At 33.0% G+C, this 19,428-nt stretch carries 13 protein-coding genes and 2 pseudogenes; 1 reads left to right on the forward strand and 14 read right to left on the reverse strand.

Features of this window, described 5'->3' with window-relative positions:
• Nucleotides 1-107: 107 nt before the first annotated feature.
• From C7U54_RS05225 to C7U54_RS05260, 9 genes are all read right to left on the reverse strand, one after another.
• Nucleotides 108-4,976 (reverse strand): discoidin domain-containing protein, encoded by a 4,869-nt coding sequence (locus tag C7U54_RS05225; RefSeq protein WP_162297491.1) that lies wholly within the window; start codon nt 4,974-4,976, stop codon nt 108-110.
• A gap of 148 nt (nt 4,977-5,124) precedes the next feature.
• Nucleotides 5,125-5,961, reverse strand: a complete 837-nt coding sequence (locus tag C7U54_RS05230; protein ID WP_241522568.1) for a PRD domain-containing protein — start codon at nt 5,959-5,961, stop codon at nt 5,125-5,127.
• Nucleotides 5,962-5,966: 5 nt separating this feature from the next.
• Nucleotides 5,967-7,400 (reverse strand): N-acetylglucosamine-specific PTS transporter subunit IIBC, encoded by a 1,434-nt coding sequence (gene nagE, locus C7U54_RS05235; protein ID WP_022001873.1) that lies wholly within the window; start codon nt 7,398-7,400, stop codon nt 5,967-5,969.
• 127 nt (nt 7,401-7,527) lie between these two features.
• Entirely contained in the window at nt 7,528-7,698 is a 171-nt protein-coding gene (locus tag C7U54_RS14560) for an mATE efflux family protein (RefSeq protein ID WP_022001874.1), read from the reverse strand.
• A gap of 19 nt (nt 7,699-7,717) precedes the next feature.
• The gene (locus C7U54_RS15110) at nt 7,718-7,882 is read right to left on the reverse strand and encodes an MATE family efflux transporter (RefSeq protein ID WP_318025948.1); all 165 of its coding nucleotides are present in this window, start codon (nt 7,880-7,882) and stop codon (nt 7,718-7,720) included.
• Between the two features lie 57 nt (nt 7,883-7,939).
• On the reverse strand, nt 7,940-8,419 hold the full coding sequence (locus tag C7U54_RS05245; protein WP_022001876.1) for a DNA-deoxyinosine glycosylase: 480 nt from the start codon (nt 8,417-8,419) through the stop codon (nt 7,940-7,942).
• Nucleotides 8,406-9,074 (reverse strand): HAD family hydrolase, encoded by a 669-nt coding sequence (locus C7U54_RS05250; protein ID WP_107029540.1) that lies wholly within the window; start codon nt 9,072-9,074, stop codon nt 8,406-8,408. Before C7U54_RS05250 ends, C7U54_RS05245 begins: the two co-directional genes overlap by 14 nt.
• 1 nt (nt 9,075) lies before the next feature.
• A complete protein-coding gene (locus C7U54_RS05255) occupies nt 9,076-10,239 on the reverse strand; it encodes an MFS transporter (RefSeq protein ID WP_107029541.1) in 1,164 nt (387 codons plus the stop codon).
• Between the two features lie 79 nt (nt 10,240-10,318).
• Nucleotides 10,319-11,368, reverse strand: coding sequence for a cytidylate kinase family protein (locus C7U54_RS05260; RefSeq protein WP_107029542.1), 1,050 nt, complete (start codon nt 11,366-11,368; stop codon nt 10,319-10,321).
• 4 nt (nt 11,369-11,372) lie between these two features.
• Between C7U54_RS05260 and C7U54_RS05265 the strand changes: the two are divergent.
• Nucleotides 11,373-12,878 (forward strand): annotated as a pseudogene (locus tag C7U54_RS05265) (IS1634 family transposase); the annotation flags it as partial.
• A gap of 179 nt (nt 12,879-13,057) precedes the next feature.
• Here C7U54_RS05265 and C7U54_RS15115 read toward each other — a convergent pair.
• The 5 genes and pseudogenes from C7U54_RS15115 to C7U54_RS05285 all read right to left on the reverse strand — a co-directional run bounded on the left by C7U54_RS15115 (nt 13,058) and on the right by C7U54_RS05285 (nt 19,239).
• Nucleotides 13,058-13,837 (reverse strand): annotated as a pseudogene (locus tag C7U54_RS15115) (AI-2E family transporter).
• Nucleotides 13,789-14,220, reverse strand: a complete 432-nt coding sequence (locus C7U54_RS14920) for an AI-2E family transporter (RefSeq protein ID WP_199676956.1) — start codon at nt 14,218-14,220, stop codon at nt 13,789-13,791. The pseudogene C7U54_RS15115 and the gene C7U54_RS14920 overlap by 49 nt, the downstream one beginning before the upstream one ends.
• 37 nt (nt 14,221-14,257) lie before the next feature.
• On the reverse strand, nt 14,258-16,801 hold the full coding sequence (locus tag C7U54_RS05275; RefSeq protein WP_107029544.1) for a cation-translocating P-type ATPase: 2,544 nt from the start codon (nt 16,799-16,801) through the stop codon (nt 14,258-14,260).
• 661 nt (nt 16,802-17,462) lie between these two features.
• Nucleotides 17,463-18,230, reverse strand: a complete 768-nt coding sequence (locus tag C7U54_RS05280; protein WP_107029545.1) for an ATP-binding protein — start codon at nt 18,228-18,230, stop codon at nt 17,463-17,465.
• Nucleotides 18,231-18,408: 178 nt separating this feature from the next.
• A complete protein-coding gene (locus C7U54_RS05285) occupies nt 18,409-19,239 on the reverse strand; it encodes a folate family ECF transporter S component (RefSeq protein WP_227408354.1) in 831 nt (276 codons plus the stop codon).
• Nucleotides 19,240-19,428: the final 189 nt, after the last annotated feature.

Here is a 19,428-nt window from a genome sequence, read left to right on the forward strand (position 1 = left end):
CCGTATTTACATCCTGTATTGTAACATACACTCTTTGTCTGTGCAAGGGCTTACAATAAATTTGTCTAGACAAAATAAATACCACTACTTAATAGTGGCATCTATTTTTATAATTCTTCTTTTTTTACTTTTTTAATACCTAACCATGACATGAAAGCCATTAATACAAATAAAATAATATTTGTTTCATCACCTGTTTTAGCAGTTGAAGATTGTTTTTTATCATTTTTAGTAGTAGAAGTAATTACTTGATTATCTTTAGATGAAGTATTTCCTTTTGAAGTATTATCATCTTTAGTAGATGAATCTACTTTTTTAAGAGCATTCATAGTTTTTTCTAGATTAAAAATAGCTTCGTTGATTTCTTCTTTTGTAGCATCTTCTTTAGCAGATACTTCTTTTGCTTGAGTTAATGCTTCTACCAGTTGTTTCCATGAATCTTTTGTATAATCTTTTTCTTGAAGTTGATCAGCTTTACTAATCAAATCAGTTAATCCAGATTTATCATTAAGTGTAACAAGTCCATTATAAGCATCTAATAATTTTTGATACATATCATTGATTTCATCTTTTGTTGCATCATGATTACTTATAACATCCTGTGCTTCTTTAAGAACAGTTTGGAATTGTTTCCATGAATCCTTTGTATAATCTTTTTGTTCAAGATTTGATAAATCATCAACGAATGATTTTAATTGTTCATTATCAACAGATAATACAAGTTTTACCATTGCATCTGTTAATTGACGTTTCATAATTTCAATTTCATTAGCGTCAGGATTTTCTGCATTGACTAAACCTTCAGCAGCTTTAATTGTATCCTGTAAATGATTCCATGAAGTAGATAAATATCCAATATCTTCCATAGCTTTAGCTTTATTGATAACATCTTTTAAACCATCAACATCTGCCGGTATATCTGCACGATGTAATTTAATTTCTGCAGCACTTCCGTTATTATTAACAGCTTCTACGTAGTATAAACGAAGATGTTTTGTTTTTACTGTATCAAATTCAATGACTTTTGTAGATGAATCACTTGATAAATTACCTTCTTTAACTGTTTTCCAATTAATACCATCATCACTTGTTTCAATACGATATTTTGTAACATTTCCATTTTTACCAGTTTGACGAGGAACATATGTTAAACCATTGACACTCATTTCTTCTTTATTTTCAAAAGCAATCCAATGAGGTGTTGATAAATTCCAATCTGTATGCCACATTGTTGATGGATTATCATCTAATACATTTTTAGGATCTGATCCATCATGTTGATAAGATGAAGCAGTTGCTGTAAGTTTGCTGTTATCAATGTAATTTACATTAACTTGTGATTTTAATTGTAGTTTAGTAAGTGCTTTTGTAAGTTCTACTTCATATTGATCGACTGTATCTTGCATTGATTTAGGTAATTCTCTTTGAATCATATCAATAACAAATTGTAAGTTTTTAACAGAATCTTCTGTATAAATAGATAAATCTTTTGGAATTGAATTTAAATAGTGATCTACTCTTGTATAATTTGCTTTTTTGTAATCAATTCCATTTACTAATTCTTTAATTTCATTTGTAAGTGTTAAAATTGTTTGTTCATTTGGATCATATTCTTTTAAAATTACTTTTGCTTCTTTTATTTTTTCTTGTAATTGTTTATTTTGTGATTCATCTGCTATATAACTTGCACTTGTTACTAAATAATCCAATTCCATTGTTGAAGCATATGTTTTTTGTGTACCTAAACGAATATCATCAACATATCCTTTAAAAGCATGTTTCTTACTTCCAATTCTTTCAAACGGTATCATCATTGTTGCTTTTAATGGTCTACCACTTACTTGTTCATCATCACCAAGAGTATCTACTAATTGACCATTTACATATAAATCAATAACTTCTTTTCTATTTTTGAATTCTAATTCAACCCATTGGTTAACTGGTAATTCATAATTAAATGAATAATCATGATTTTCTCTACTTAATCCAACTTTTCCTGTTTCTTTTTGAACAGCTTTAATTGATCCATAGCTACTTTCAAATAAAATTTGTTCCTCTTCACTTGAAGATTCACGTTTAACTTTTACACGTAAATCATTATTTAAACCAACAGTACTAAATGATGTAGTAGCATAACTTTTATTTCCTAACAAACGTAATGCATCATGACTATCTAATGAAGCAAGTTCAACATTTTCGTGATTATTTAATTGATTTAATTCATCTAAATTGTAATGTGCAATTACACCATTTTCATCTTTAGCTGCTTCATAACCAAAATTTGTACCTGGTGCATCTCCTAATGTTGTTCTTAAACTATTAGCTTGATCTAATGTTTTATCTCCTTTACCCCATAATTTAGCACCAAATAATGGAATTGCATTTTGTAAACGATCATAAACATCATATTCACTAATACCATTTTCTAAATAGTCTGTCATATCGTTCCATACAGCAATAGCGCCACCTAGCATTTGTTCATCACCTGCAGGAATTGTGACACCACTAATCGAGTTGATTGCTTGATTATATAAAATATTGTTATTTAAATAATCATAGTAATATCCAGCATTAGGAACAATATAATAATGACCATCATTACAGTTAATTAAATCATAACCTTGTTCATACATTTGATCCATATTCGCATAACCAAAGTTCCATAAATTCATTTGAACATCTTTACTTCTAACCGGAGTTTTTCCTGAACATTGAGTTAAACTTCCCCAAATACGTGCTGTTCTTCCTGAATCTTGTACATATTTCAACATATCATCTGAGAATCGACGATAAGCTTCTTTATCTGCATTATATTCATCTGCACCAACATGGACTGTAGTTTGTTCATCGAAAACAGGATCACTTGTTTTCATATATTCATCAAATATACTTTGTACAAATCCTAATGATTCATCATATTTATCTCTTAAAGCTAGATGATCATTTTCTCGTCCATTTGTTCCATGTCTTAAATCAGGTCTTACTTTAGTAAGTGCTAATGAATGTGCTGGTGTATCAATTTCAGGAACAATACTTACACCATAATCTCTTGAATCCTTAATAAAATCTTTAAATTCTTTTTTTGTATAGAATAAATCTGTACTTGTTAAATCTTGTTGATTTAAACCATTGTTTCCACCTTTTTTAACATCTGATTCTAATCTAAATGCTGAATAACCTGTCATTGGATCAGCTAAACTTTCAATTGAAATTAAATTATCATTTAAGTGAACTTGGAAATCGTTCATTTTATACCATGACATTTGTTTAACGATTTGTTTTAAATAATCCATTGTAAATGTTTTACGTCCAACATCTAAAATAAAACTTCTTACTTTATAAAGTGGATAATCTCTTGTTGTCCCACAAGGAACATTTCCTGATTGTTTAATACTTTGTAAAATCGTTCTGGTTGCCCAATAAGCCCCTGTTGTTGTTTCAGCTTTAATATTGATTGAATCATCAATATCCATTAAATATCCTTCATCTTGTAACCCTAATGATTTATCTTTTGTAAGAGCTAAAGTAATATCTCCTGTTTTGCTTTCACCTTTTACAACAGCAATACTTTTTCCAGTAATATCTTCATAATCATTAGCAAGTGCTTCTGCAGTTTTTTGAAGTGAACTATCTTTATAAACAATTCTTGCCCCTTTAGAAACTGTATAGTTTCCATGTCCACCATTCCATTCAGCTAATTCTGGTAAAACATTTGGTGCTTTATTCGCTGTTTCATCATTTTTTTGACTACCTGGAACTGTAACAGCAATTTCTTTGAATTTATAATCATTTGTATCATTATCTGTAATCTTGAATGATACTTTAACATTTTTATCACTAATAGGTTGATAAATTGTTAAATTTTCATCAACAACTTGTTCAAAATCTGTTCCATTATATTCAACTGTATATCCTTCAACTTCTGGTAAAGTGACTTTTAACTTTTTATCTCCAGTTTTTGGTGTTTCTACTTGAATTCCATTTAAAACATCACTCATTGACATTTTTTCATCAGGATTTCCACCATAAACTTCTAATTCATAAATAGAAATCGTATTCCAAGCGATACCACCATCTGGATCTTCTGAAGTATGTGAATCAACATATAAACGCACATATCTTGCTTTATAAATTTGATCTAAAACAATTTTCTCATTAAGAGATTTTGGTCGTTCCTTAAATTCTTTAACTGTTTGCCAATCACTTTCTTGTGGTGCAGACTCAGTATCAGCAATTTGAATCTTATAAGCTGTTGCTTTACGTGTTTCCCAGAATACCTTAACAGTATTAACATTCATTCTTTCACCTAAATCAACATAGATCCAATCTGGTCCGTTTCCAATATTACTTCCCCAACGAGAACTACGTGATGATGTATTTCCATCTACTGCATTTGCAGCTTTAACACTTTCTGCTTCCTGAGAACTTGCGATTGCTGTTTTCTTTAATGCAACATTTGTATTTGGATCTTGTACTTTTTCATCTGTATTAAAAATTTTAAATTCATAACATGAAACATTAGGATACCCTTTCATTTCTGTAACTTCTAACTTAACATATCGACCACTTACTTTACTACCTAATAATTCTTCACTGACAACATTTTTATTATCTGTTCTTGAAAGTACTGGTTCACCCCAAGAATTAAGATCATTAGAAACATAAATATTATAAGCTGAGGCATAAGTCGATTCATTTTCCCAAAACATTTGAAACTTATTCATTTCATATTCTTGTCCTAAATCAATATATGCCCATTGAGTAGGTCCACTTTCTGTTGACCAACGTGTTTTTTCATTACCATCAGTTAAATTTTTTCTAGGCATTGTGCCATATTCAGCTGAAACATAAGCTGTTTTGTTTAACGCTAAATTTTGTTGAGATGTTTCTGCAAAAACTGGTACCATCGATAATACTGAACCCATTGACATCGATAATGTTAATACAGCTACAACACTTTTCTTTTTCAATTTCATATTTTTCTCCCTTCTCTTTAAAAAGAAAAGACCAAACATAAAAACAACATTTCTAAAATGCCGTCAATATATTTGGTCTTGCCTACTTAAAGTAACAATCCTTGTCTATACAATAACAAATAGCATTACTTTTTGTCAAGCGCTTACATTAAATGTGACAATTCTTTTTGATATGTATACATAAATATGTTTGTTCATCTGGTGTTAATGTATAATGATATTTTTTTTGAATTAATTTTTTTATCCGATTAACACAAAGAGATAACCGAATATTTTCTTTTAACATATCTCTTATATTTTCTGTTGTATCTATTGTATTTCCTATATCATGTCGAAAAACTCTTTCAGCTAAAAACTTAAGATGTGTAGATAATCTTGCATAATCGATAGAATCTAATTCTAATTTAATGCACATTGTTTTTTCAATAATATCAAAAACATCTTTTACAAAATTAACAATTTTAGAAGTATTTTGTGCGTTGTTTTTAGTAGAAAAATTAACTAAATGTAATGCAATATACCCTGCTTCTGCCTCTTCTAATTGAATATCTGTTTTTTCTTTAATCATTTTTATAATCCATAAACCCAACTGATATTCTTTTTTATAGAGAGCTTTTGTTTCAGATAAAACTACATTTGGCAAATCAATATTTTCTTTTTTTCGTTTAATAGCAAAAGCAATATGATCACTGATTGCTAGAAAGATTTCCCCATAAAATTGGGTATTCAATTGTTCTGTTGCTTTGCTTACTAATAAACTAGTAATTTCATAATAAATAGGTTCAATATCATTGATCCCTCTACGTATACGTTTTTCACCTTTTTCTTTAAAGATATATGTTTTTTCAATCCGTGATTCATCAACTAAATCACCTATCTTTTTTTGAAAGCCGGTTCCTGATCCTGTTAAAATAATATCCCCTAATTCATCAGATAAAGCAGCAATACTATTATTATTAAATATTTTTATAATCTTCAATTTCATTTCTCCTACATTAGTATTTCATTTAATATTTCAGCAATAAATTGAACTTCAGTTCCTATAATGATTTGTATTTCATGCTCACTTGCTTCAACAATATGAGAAAAATTCATCTTTGATAGAGTCTGTTTATCTATTATTGAGATATCTTTAACTTCTACACGTAAACGCGTAATACAATGATCAACACTTATAATATTCTTTTTACCACCTAATGCTTCAAATAATTGAATAGCAATTTCATCAAAATTATTTTCGACTTTCTCTACTTTCTTTACCTCATTTTCTTCTCTTCCAGGTGTCATAATATTATAACGTGTAATCAATACTCTAAAAACAATGTAATAAATCAATCCGCATATAATTCCTAAAGGAATTAAAAATAAAATATTATTAGCAAATGGTGATTTAAAACTTAAAACATAATCTATAAGTCCTGCAGAAAAACCAAACCCTGCCATCCATTTAAAAGTTGCTGCAATAAAAAGCATCATCCCTGTAAGTAAAGCATGAATTAAATAAAGTGTTGGTGCTACAAACATAAAAGCAAACTCAAGTGGTTCAGTCACACCTGTAAAAAACGATGCTAAAGAAGCCGAAAATAAGATAGCACCTACTTTTTTCTTATTCTCTTTTCTAGCACAACGATACATAGCTAGAGCAGCTCCAGGAAGACCAAACATCATTACTGGGAAAAATCCCGCTTGATACATTCCTGTTACACCTTTAACACCACCGGAAATTGTTCCCCAGAATTTTCCAATATCATTAATACCAGTAACATCAAACCAAAATACAGAATTGAGAGCATGATGTAAACCAGTAGGAATCAATAAACGATTTAAAACACCATAGATTCCTGCACTTAGAGGTCCAAAATTAGCGATTTCTTTTCCAAACCAAATAAAAAAGTGATAACACATTGGCCAAATATCAATAAATATTAAAGATATCAAAAGTGTAATTCCTATAGAAACAATGGAAGCAAATCTCTTTCCATCAAAAAAAGCTAAAAACTGAGGTAATCTTTTTTGATCAAACTTTTGAAAAGAAATAGCCACAATCAAACCTACCAAAATACCAATAAAAGCACTTTGCGTATTATGAAAAGCTAAATCCACAGCATATTCTGGAATTTGCAATATTAATGCGATGCATTTAGATGATAGAATTGTTGTCATCATCATATAACAAGCAAGAGCACTTAACACTATTGCTGTATCTCTTTTTTTAGACATTTCCATAGCAACAGCTATCGCAAATAAAATGGGAAGGTTATCTATAATTGCTCCACCAGCAGCAATGAGTAAAGCAGCAATTGGGTTATGTATACCCCATCCAGTAGGATCAATCCAATACCCAATTCCTTTAAGTAGTGCTGCTATAGGCATGATTGAAACAGGTAACATGAGTGATTTACCTAATCTTTGTAAATATTTCATAGCGAACTCCTTTAGTAAGCGCTTACGTATCATGCCAAATAATGCTAAGTAGACACATACGGTAAAGATTATTATACACTTGTCTAGTCAAAATAGCTAATAAAAAATACTGCAAAAGCAGTATTTTTTACTTGAACCATTTTTCTATTTTTATACCATATACAATACCAATTGTATCCGCTAAAATCCATCCAATAACAATTGCCCACCAAATCATTTCTAAACCAAATGAAGGCGCTAATAAGTAGGCTAGAAGAACTCTTGTTCCAAGTGAAACAATTGTTAGAATCAATGACATTTTCATCTTTTCCTATTTTTTAGCTCCAAAATACATTGAAAATACCGCTTCCCATACATAAACCAATAATAATAGAAGTTAGAAATGTCATTAATGCATAACTTGATCCAACAGCAGCTAATGCATTACTACCAATATATTTTCCTACAATATAAGTATCAACTATAAAATTGTTGTAATAAATTCCCTAAAATCATCGGAATAGAAAATAATAAAATAGACTTTTCTATCTTTCCTTGTGTTAAATCTCTTTCCATAAAATCACCTTCCATTTCTCAATTAATTTTTCAAGTGAATACATGGCATTCGCTGGTGAAGTAGAAGGTAATTGAATAACGGGTAAATTATAATCGAAATATTGATGATAATAACGATTGGCAGCTTTGCCATTAGTAATGATTTTTTCAACAGGACAATTTTTAACAATTAAATCTAAATCATTGACTTTAACATTGGTAATACTTGAATCACTTGATCCTTTAATGTCACAACTTTCAATAACATCCCATAAAGCAAGATGATTTCTAAGTAAAAAAGTTTTCTTCTCTTCAATTGTTTGTGGAACTTCTTCTTGAAATAAAGCAGCTAAAACTTTCCAAAAACGATTTTGAGGATGATGATAAAAAAACTTTGCTTCTCTTGATTTTACAGATGGAAAAGATCCTAGAATAAGAATCCTAGAATCTTGATTATAAACGGGTTCTATATTATGCTTTGTCATCTTTTTTAACAATAACATCTATTAATTGATCAAGAGAATCATAACATCCTACAGTTAAATCAAGAATATCTTTAGAATGATGAATCAAATCAGGAATACAAATAACAGGAATATTTCCTGCATGTGCTGCTAAAATTCCATTTTTACTATCTTCTAAAACAAGGGCATCTTCTTTACTTACCCCTAGCAACTCAACTGCTTTTAAAAAGATATCTGGGGCTGGCTTCCCATGTTGTATTTGGTCACCACCAATAATGGCATTAAAATAATGATCAACTTTAATACTCTTTAAATTAGATAAAACACGTTCATAACGTGTTGAAGAAGCCACTGCCATTTTAATATTTTTCTTTTTTAAATCTTCTAATAAATCATATAAACCTTTTTTTACTTCTAAAGGATGACTATTAAAATATTCTTTTCTTAATTGATCTCGATAATCTTTAATCTTTTGATAAGGATAATCTTCACCAAAAACACTATGATAATAAGCTTTTGATGTCTTTTCATTTGTACCAATCAAATGATAAAACATTTCTTCAGTAATTTCATAACCAAATTTTTCATGAGATGTTTTCACTAACATCTTTCCTACAGGTTCTGTATCAATCATCAAACCATCCATATCAAAAATAACAGCATTTAATTCTAACATACTACACTCTCACTTTCCTAGGCATTCTAAAGAAAAGTGTCACTACAAAAGCAATCGTAATTCCTGCAAATAAGAATAAATAGAAACCATTCATTCCTATGGAATCAATAATTCTACCTCCAATTAATTGGAAAAGCATTGCACCTACGCCTTTACCAAGCATAGCTTGAATTCCATAGGCTGTAGAGACATATTCTTCTTTTACTAAAACCATTACTAATCTTACAGTAATCATCGTAAAGAGTACAGTAGAAAAACCTTTAAATACAAAAACATAAATAATCATATTAACAGAAGGTAAAGTTGCATACCATGCAAAATTGATCATTGACATGATAATCGCAAACATCATGATATAACGATAAGGTATCTTTTTAATGATATAGTCTGTTGCTAGAATCATCGGAATTTCAAATAATGTCGCAAAAAGTTGGTAGGTTCCTACTTGTGAAGCTGTTCCACCTTGAGATTTAATAAATAATGATAAATAGTTAAAGTTTGTGGAGCATGCTCCCCAAAAGAAAAATGAAATCACTAGAAAGAGCATAAATGGTATATTATGAACAAGCCCTTTCATAACAACAACTGTCGATAATTTATTTTCTTCTTTTTCGGGAACTTCTGAAAGCTTTGGATCAGAAACCATATAAATACAAATAATGGTAATTAATGTTCCTAAAATACCAGCCATGAAGTTAGCAAATGGTGAAATATATTGATATAAAAGTCCACTGACTTGTGCCATAATGGCATAACCTACAGAACCCCATAAACGAATCTTACCAAATTGATAAGGTGAAGAAACACCAATACGATCTGTTAAAGGAGTAACAGCATTCATAAAAGATACTGCTAAACCTGATGATAAAAGTAAAATCCAAAAATTACGACTAATTGCAAAAATAAACATACAAAGTATATTCGCAAATGATAATAAAATAGATACTTTTCTTGGTGATTGCCACTTATCTGCCAAGTATCCAAAAAATGGTTGTGTTGCAATAGATAAAAGTGGTGCAAAGGATACAATGTAAGCAATTTGTGAGGCTGACATTCCTATATCTTGACAATACATTGACAAAACAACTGTAAAGGCACCATACCCTAAATAAAAAAAACATGAAATACCTGCATGAAATAAATAATGATCTCTTAATTTACTCATATAAGCCCTCCCTCGTAAAAGACATTATATAGAATATCTTTAAAAGAAAAGAAGTCTTTTCATTTTTTGAAAGACTTCTTTATTTATTTAAAGATTTAACATAGTTACAAATAATATCTTTGATTGTTTCATTTCCTAATTTACAATCTAAACATAAATCATAGTTTGATTTATCACCCCATGTTTTATTAGAAATAACTTCATAATAACTTTTTCTAGAATGATCCGATTTATGAATATATCGAAGAGCATCCTCATGACTATCATGATAAATTTCCATTACTTTATTTAGACGATATTCTAAAGGAGCATATAAGAAGATTCTTACTAATTTTTCATCTTCTTTTAAAATATAATCTGCAGCTCTTCCAACAATAACACAATTTCCTTTCTTCGCAATTTCTTTAATAACATTTGATAAAAGAATAATTGAATTTTTATTGATGTCTAATGATAAGAATTGACTATAAATATAATCTTCACTTTCTTTATTACTTACAAATCCATGTTTAAGAGCAAATTCTTTGATTCTTTCTTTATCATAAAATTCAATGTTTAATTCTTTAGCGACTTGTCTCGCAATTTCTTTTCCATTTGTGCCATGTTCTCTTGAAATAGCAATTACTAAATTATTTGTTATAATTTCATTTTTAATAGAACTTATTCTTTCATTATATGATTTTTTCAAGATAATAAATGAAACAATAACTGTCAACAATTCAGAAATTGGAAATGTCCACCAAACAAGTGTTGCTACATTTTCTGTTAAAGTAAAGAAGTAGGCTATTGGAAATACAAAAATAACCAAGCGAAGTAAAGCAATAATTAAAGGTCTAATGGCATAACCAATAGATTGTAAGACACCTTGAATCGCGACAGAAATACCCATAAAAACAAATCCCAGACTTGCTATATGTAAAGCTGTACTACAAATATCAATCATTTCTTGTGTACTTCCTGATAATCCAAATAATTGTGATAATGGATGAGCAAGAAGTTCAAATAATAAAGTAATCATTAAAGAAACAATGATTGTATCAACAATACCAAACTTAATACATTCATCTATTCTTTTTCTATCTTTCATTCCATAATTAAAAGATAAAATGGAAATAATTGTATTAGACAATCCAAATGCTGAAAAGAAAATGGAAAAAGAAGTCCAAAAGAAAACTGAAAAACTTATTTCCGATATTTCTCCTGAAAAATATCTTGTCTATTTCCCTCTGGCCAATATCCTTAATAACCTGGATGTTGAACAGCACTTTGGCTTCTTACAGTCCAACAGGAATTTTCAGTTCAATGTCTTTGACATTTTTTCATCACTTGTATTTGCCAGAGCTGTTGCGCCCTGTTCTAAATACAAGACTTTTCATGATGTTCTTCCTTCTTTATTTAAGGAAATGAACTATTCCTATGATCAGCTTCTTGACGCTGTAGAATTCGTTGGCAGCGAATATGAAAAGCTGGTTGAAATATTTACTGTAGCCACCAAAGAAAACTATGGTACGGATACTTCTCATTCTTTTTTTGACTGTACCAACTTCTTCTTTGAAATCGATAAGGAAAATGACTTTCAAAGACGCGGTCCATCCAAAGAGAATAAAAATGATTCTATTGTTGGTATGGGGCTCCTCCTTGATGCCAATATAATTCCTATCGGCAAGAAGATGTATCCTGGAAACGAATCTGAAAAACCAATATTGAGAAACATCATTCAGGATATGAAAAATCAAAACAATATCTCTGGAAGAACTATTCAGATAGCCGATAAAGGGCTGAACTGCGCAAGAAATATAATACAGGCAGTCAATAACAGTGATGGATATATATTTTCAAAATCTGTAAAACAGCTTTCTGAAAAAGAAAAGGTATGGGTACTTCTTAATAATGATTATAAAGATGTAAAGGATGAATATGGAAATACAGTATACAGATACAAGTCATGTATTGAAGATTTTGACTATTCTTATAAAGATGATGATGGTAAGATTGTCAAAAAAACAATAAGAGAAAAAAGAGTCTGTACCTACAATCCAAAACTTGCAAGAAAAAAACTTATGGAAATCGATAAGATGGTTGAAAAAGCAAGAAATTTAAAAACATATTCCGCTAAAAAAAGTGAATATGGAGAATCTGGAAAATATATAACTATTACATCAAACGATGGTGATCATCCTATAGTAACATTAAATGAAGAAGCAATAAAAAAAGACAGAGACCTTGCAGGATATAATATGCTTGTTACTTCTGAAATAAAAATGAAGGATGTTGAAATATATGATGCCTATCATAACTTGTGGAGAATCGAAGAGTCATTTAGAGTAATGAAAAGTGAACTTGATGCACGTCCTGTATATCTTCAAAAAGAAAACAGTATCAAGGGACATTTCTTAATATGTTATGTTACGATTTTACTTACAAGAATATTACAGTTCAAAGTTCTGGATAATAAATACAGCACATCAAAAATATGTGAATTCTATAGAAATTTTAGGCTAGTCAAAGTAAATGATAAAAAATACATCAATATAACTCGAGCTTCTGAATTCATAACAGAACTTGGCAAAAAACTCAATCAGCCACTTACAAATTACTATCTTGCAGATAGACAAATAAAAATGATGCATGCTCGCTAGGTTAACGAGTTAGCACCATTTTTTTGTCTTGAACTTCTAAAGTCAGGTAGTATATGAATTATTCGTGTAAAAATCAATGTATTTTTATCGTTTTTTTACACTAAACTACACGAACTTTTCTTAATTTTTTACATTATTCTACACATAAGCACTTCAATGGTCTGACTTAATTGTCTTTATTAAACCTCCAGCTCTGCCGGATCTACACCCTGTTTTTTCAGCTTCAAATACACAATTTCCCGGAACAATGCATATGCCACCGACACAATCGGTATAAATATCAGCATTCCAACTACTCCCATAAGGCTGCCTCCGATGCTGACCGCTGCCAGCACCCAGATGGACGGCAACCCTACAGAATTACCTACCACATGCGGATAAATCAGGTTCCCTTCTATCTGCTGAAGCACAAGAAACAACACGATGAACATAAGTGCCTTCATCGGATCGACCATGAAGATTAAAAATGCTCCCTCCGCACAGCCAAGAAATGCTCCAAAGATCGGTATCAGTGCGGTAAATGCGATAAAGATTCACACTAGCAGTGCATACGGCAGCCGGAAGATTGTCATGGCCAATACGAACATGCTTCCGAGAATCACAGCCTCCAGGCACTGTCCGGTCAGGAAGCTTGAAAATGTGCTGTAAGTAAGGGAAGAGACTTCCACCACAGCCTCCGCACGACCTCTTCGTACGAATGCAAACAGTACCTTTTTCGCCTGTATCCCAAGCTTTTTCTTCTGCAGCAAAATATAAATTGCAAATAAAAAAGCTATGACAAATGTTGAAACTCCGCTGATAATGCTTTTTGCAGCGGTGAGTGTCGAACTCAGCATATTTCCAGCACCATTATTCAGGAAATCAATCAGTGTCTCCACAATCTTGTCCCAGTCAAACTGTACACTGTTGATCAGTTCGACAACCTCCTTGTTTCCATGAAAGACCTCTTTTCCCCCCACGCCTGTGCATGTGGGATGAACTGGGTAATACTCTGCCCCAGATTTCCAAATGTATTTACAAGCTGAGGTACAACACCAAAGATTACTACCGTCAACACGCCAACTACGATACAAAGTACACTCAACAGACTCACCGGTCTTGCAAGCTTATCTGACACTTTATTTTTTCTTACTTTTTCCATAAACAAGTGCCGCTCGATAAAGTTCATCGGTACATTCAATACAAACGCAATGGCTCCTCCAAGCAGAAACGGAAAGATCAGATGTCCCACATATCCCAGTACCTCCAACACCTCTTCATATTTCCACAGCACCACGATCAGCAGTGCTGTGAACAAAATCAGCTTCCGGATTTTCCGCATATTTTCCTTATTCAGTTCCATTCAATTCCTTCCTTTATTCAATATCCTGTCAAATCCTCTATTTCTTTCGTGTTCTAATCCATTTCAGCAGCTGAATAACCGGCAGATTCAAAAGTGCCAGTCCATATACAGTCATCAACTGTGCCACCGTCAGTGTCTGCACTTTGAACATTTCCTGAAGTGCTGGGATCATCAGTACTCCTGTAATCAAAAGCCAGCCAAGTACAAATGCTCCGATCAGATAAGTGTTATTCCAGAATCGTTTCGTAAAAATGATCGGTTTGTTTGCCTTACAGTTAAATCCGTGAACCAGACGGCTACTGCAAAGTGTTCCAAATGCCATCGTACTTGCCAGCACTGCATTTCCATCGCGATATCCGATCATAAATGCTGTCATGGTCATGATTCCGATACACAGACCTTCCACTCCGATGCTTGTAAGAAATGGTTTTGTCAAAATGGACTCTCCCATGGCACGCGGTTTTTCTTTCATCACTTCCGGATTGTGCGGCTCCAGTCCAAGTGCGATCGCCGGCAGGCTGTCTGTCAGAAGGTTGATGAACAGCAGATGTACCGGTGCAAATGGAACCGGCAGACTTGCAAGTGATGCGTACAAAACTGCAAGAATCGCTGCAAAATTTCCAGAAAGCAAGAACTGAATCGCATTTTTAATATTTTGAAAAATGTTTCGTCCATTTTCCACTGCCTTGACAATCGTTGCAAAGTTATCATCCGTCAGCACCATAGCTGCCGCATCTTTCGCCACTTCACTTCCCGTAATTCCCATGGCAACTCCGATATCTGACTGCTTCAGTGCCGGAGCGTCATTCACTCCGTCTCCCGTCATTGCCACGATATTTCCACGCTCCTGCCATGCCCGCACAATACGGATCTTGTGCTCCGGTGAAACCCTCGCATAGACGGATATCTGTGGTACGAAATCCTGAAGTTCTTCATCAGTCATATCCTCAATAACCGCACCTTCACAGGCTTCCGACATATTTTCCAGAATTCCGATTCGTTTGGCAATAGCCGCTGCTGTTACTTTATGGTCTCCTGTAATCATGATCGGTTTGATTCCAGCCTTGATGCATTCTGCGACTGCATCTTTAGACTCCACTCTCGGCGGATCCATCATGGAAATCAGTCCCAGGAATGTCAGGTTATTTTCATCATTTAATGTAAGCCCTTGCTCCTGTTCCATCGTCTTAAATGCAAATGCAAGAACTCGCAGTCCGTTTTCTGAAAAATGTTTATTCTGCACTTCAATTCTGACGCGGTCTTCTTCTGTAATCTTTCTTAGAGTATCTCCATCCTGAATGTGACTCATGCGATCAAGCAGCACATCGACCGCACCTTTTACGACCATAACGTACCGTCCGTCTATAAAATGTTCCGTGGACATAAGTTTTCTGTCACTGTCGAACGGTACCTCGGAAAGCCTTGGGTGTTCATCACGTACTTGTGCATAATCTTCTCCCAAAAGGCTGCCAAGATTAATAAGAGCTGTCTCCGTCGGATCCCCAATCTCCTGACCATCGTGATTTGTAGAATCGTTGCAAAGCATACTGAACATCAGTAACTCTCGCTGTGCCGGATCCTTCAGATCAATCTCTTCGGAACAGACACTCTCTCCATTTACATAATAATTTTCCACAGTCATTTTATTCTGCGTCAAAGTTCCCGTCTTATCAGAGCAGATGATTGACACACTGCCAAGTCCTTCAACCGCCTGAAGCTTACGGATGATTGCATGCTCCTTCGCCATCTTCTGTGTACCAAAGGAAAGCACGATGGTCACGATAGAACTAAGCGCCTCTGGGATAGCTGCCACCGCCAGCGCTACCGCAAATAGAAATGCATTTACAATCGATTCTCCGCGAATCACGCTGATGGCAAATAAAATTCCGCAAAATACAAGGATTGTAATAGACAACTTCTTACCAAAATCATCCAGATTCTTTTGAAGCGGTGTCTGCTTCTCTGATGCATTTTTCAGAAGTCGGGCAATCTTACCGACCTCCGTACTCATTCCGACTTCCGTTACTTCAAAAGATGCTCGCCCATAAGTCACGAAGCTTCCGGAAAATACACGATTTGTCTGATCTCCGAGTGCTGCGCCCTCCGGCACTTCATCTAAAGACTTCTCCACTGGAAGACTCTCACCTGTCAGTGCACTTTCGTCCACTTTAAGGCTTGCAACTGTAAGTAACTTTCCATCTGCCGGAATTAAATCTCCTGCCTCCACAATCACTTCATCACCGACGGTCACTTCTTTCGCCGGCACCTGCATCAACTGCCCGTCACGCACAACTTTCGCATCCGGTGCCGACAGCTGCTTCAAACTATTCAGCGACTGCTCTGCCTTCACCGTCTGCACCGTTCCAAGAATCGCATTCATCGTAATAACTACAAAAATTACAATCGCACTCTCCACATCTCCAAGAAATCCTGAGATCACCGCGGAGATGATCAGAATAATTACAAGAAAATCCTTGAACTGTTCTAAAAATATTTGAAAGACGCTTTTTTTCTTTCCCTCTTCCAGTTCATTCGGTCCGTATTTCTTTAGATTTTCCTTCGCCTGCTCATTTGTCAACATAATTTGTACCTCCTTTTTCCTATTATGGCTCATCTGGTGTACAAAAATAGAGACCTTTATTGCACACCAAAAATATGCAATAAAAGTCTCACCATTTCATTACGATACGGATGATCACTCATCGTACTGACGACATCGCAAACGCCTGATTTTCTACTTTGCAAGACTTACAGGCGCCAGTTACTCCCTTTTATTAAAGTTAATATAGTCGATTCTTTCGAATCTGTCAACGGGTTTTTTACCTTTCCATCAAATAATCTATTATATTCTGATGTATGATTCCTTCTCTTGAAAAATCAAATCTGTCCATGGAAAGTACATATTTCGGATAATGATCTTGAATATCCTTATATGCCCCAAATTCTCTTTCTATGACATCTTCCGTTGCTAGCAAATATGCGACCTGGTAATACTCTTTCCGTCTTTCACTGCTACAAAATCAATCTCACCCTTTGTCGTTTTTCCCACATATACTTCATATCCCCGAACTAAAAACTCATTATATACAACATTTTCTATAAGACCACCTATTTCTGTCTTGAATCTGTATTTTTGATTTTTCCAAACCCTACATCTGTCAGATAATATTTATCAAACCTGGTCAATACCCTTTTTCCTCGGATAGCATAGCGCATTGCTTTATTCATGACCGTCGCTGCAACTATCTTTTCCATATAATTATTATAGTATCCGGTGCTACTTTTCGATTTACACTTTCAAAATACTTGGCAATCGATGTTGGAGAAAATGTCTGCGAAGAGTTCAATACAATGTATTCCAACAGTCTGTTCAGTGCATCTACATCCCTCACCTGACCTCGCCAGAAAATATCCTTCAACACAATAGAATCATACAAATCTGTCATAAACACTTTAGTTTCTTCTTCGGTTTTAAAATAAAAGCGCTGTGGCATTACGCCCCATGTAATATAGCCCATAAATTCTTTTTCAGACGCTTCTTCTTTCTTTACTCCCAACATCTCAAACATTTCCTGAAAACGAAACGGCATCACCCGAAAATTCACGTATCTTCCGGATAACAATGTTGCTAATTCTCCCGACAACAGCCAGCTATTGGAACCCGTGATAAAAATACTTACATTTTTTGTTGCGTGAAAAGAATTTATAGCCCGTTCAAATTCTTCAACCATCTGAATCTCATCTAAGAAAATGTAATACTTTTCTTCATCAACGATAAGTTTCTCCACATACCCATACAAATCCATCGCATTCTTTATAAATGCGTATTTCATATCTTCCAGGTTCATATATATAATATGATCATCGGTAACACCTTGATCCTCTTTCATTTCATCCATAATCTGCTTAAGCAAAATAGATTTCCCACAACGTCTTATACCCGTTACTAAAAGTGCTTTATTAGAATTTTCAAGCCATTCTCTAATAGAAATCGAACTTTTTCTATGCATAAAGCAACACCTCCATCTATACAATACACCAATTGTCCTGTTTTTTAATTTTAAATACAACAAATTGCCCGTTTTGTAATTTTTGCTATAAATTTGTCAAAAATTATCAAATTTTCTTTATTAATTTGATCTTTTATTTTTGGTACAAAATAAAAAGCTTTGGACAATATCCAAAACTTTATCTAATAACTTTTTGAATCATTCGATTCATTGTATATACAATGATAATACCTACAGGTATCATCACACATGATTTTAAAATTCTTACAAATTGTGATGCAAAGAATGGTATTCCATACATTGTTTGTAACCAATATGGTGTTAAAAACATCGTTACTGTTAGTTCAATAGCCACAACTGATAGAATACTTAAATGAAATAAGCATAAATCTTTTTCTTTGAGTTTATTTTTATAATATCTTATAAAAATAAAGAGAATAGTAAGCATTGCTGCAATGATGACAAAGATTGTAAATTTAATTGGTAATGTTACTTGATATGAAGATCCTGAAATATTAACTTCATTGATTTTAAAAACATAAAGACATCCTAGTAACGAAATAATGACCATTACTATTTTTACAATTCTTTCTAATAATCTTTCATTTTTTTCATTTAAATAAATCTTTAATAGACATGGTATTTCAGTTTGTAAAACCGCATTTAAAGTAAATCCTAAAAATGGAAATCCTCCAGCATTTGCTAGAACAAGACCTAGAAAATCTGTGGCAATAGAAACTATAAAACAATACCCTGGTTGTAATGTTAAACCAGCAACGATTAAAGGTAATACCTCTAATGTAATTTTTAAACTTGGAAAGCCAAGAAAAGGTACCATCACAGCTAACCTTTTTAAAATAATAGCTAGAATGACAAATAAAGCCCCCAATGTCATTTGTCGCACATCGCTTTTCATTGGATATTTATAAAAAACAAATATCCCAATCGAAACAATAATAACCCCTAAAATAATTTGAATCATCGTTTGATTGCTACTTAAAAAAACCAATTGTTCCTGCTTCGTCCTCTTATAAGTCCACAGGCGTTAATTCCGGTAAGAAACCGTACATATGTTTTTTCCCACTTCGTCCTCTTTCTAGTCCATGGGCGTTAATTCCGATATAAAACCGTACATATGCTTTCCCGCTTCGTCCTCTTGCTAGTCCACGGGCGTTAATTCCGATATAAAACCGTACAC

Source organism: Faecalibacillus intestinalis (assembly GCF_003024685.1).
Lineage (GTDB): Bacteria > Bacillota_I > Bacilli_A > Erysipelotrichales > Coprobacillaceae > Faecalibacillus > Faecalibacillus intestinalis.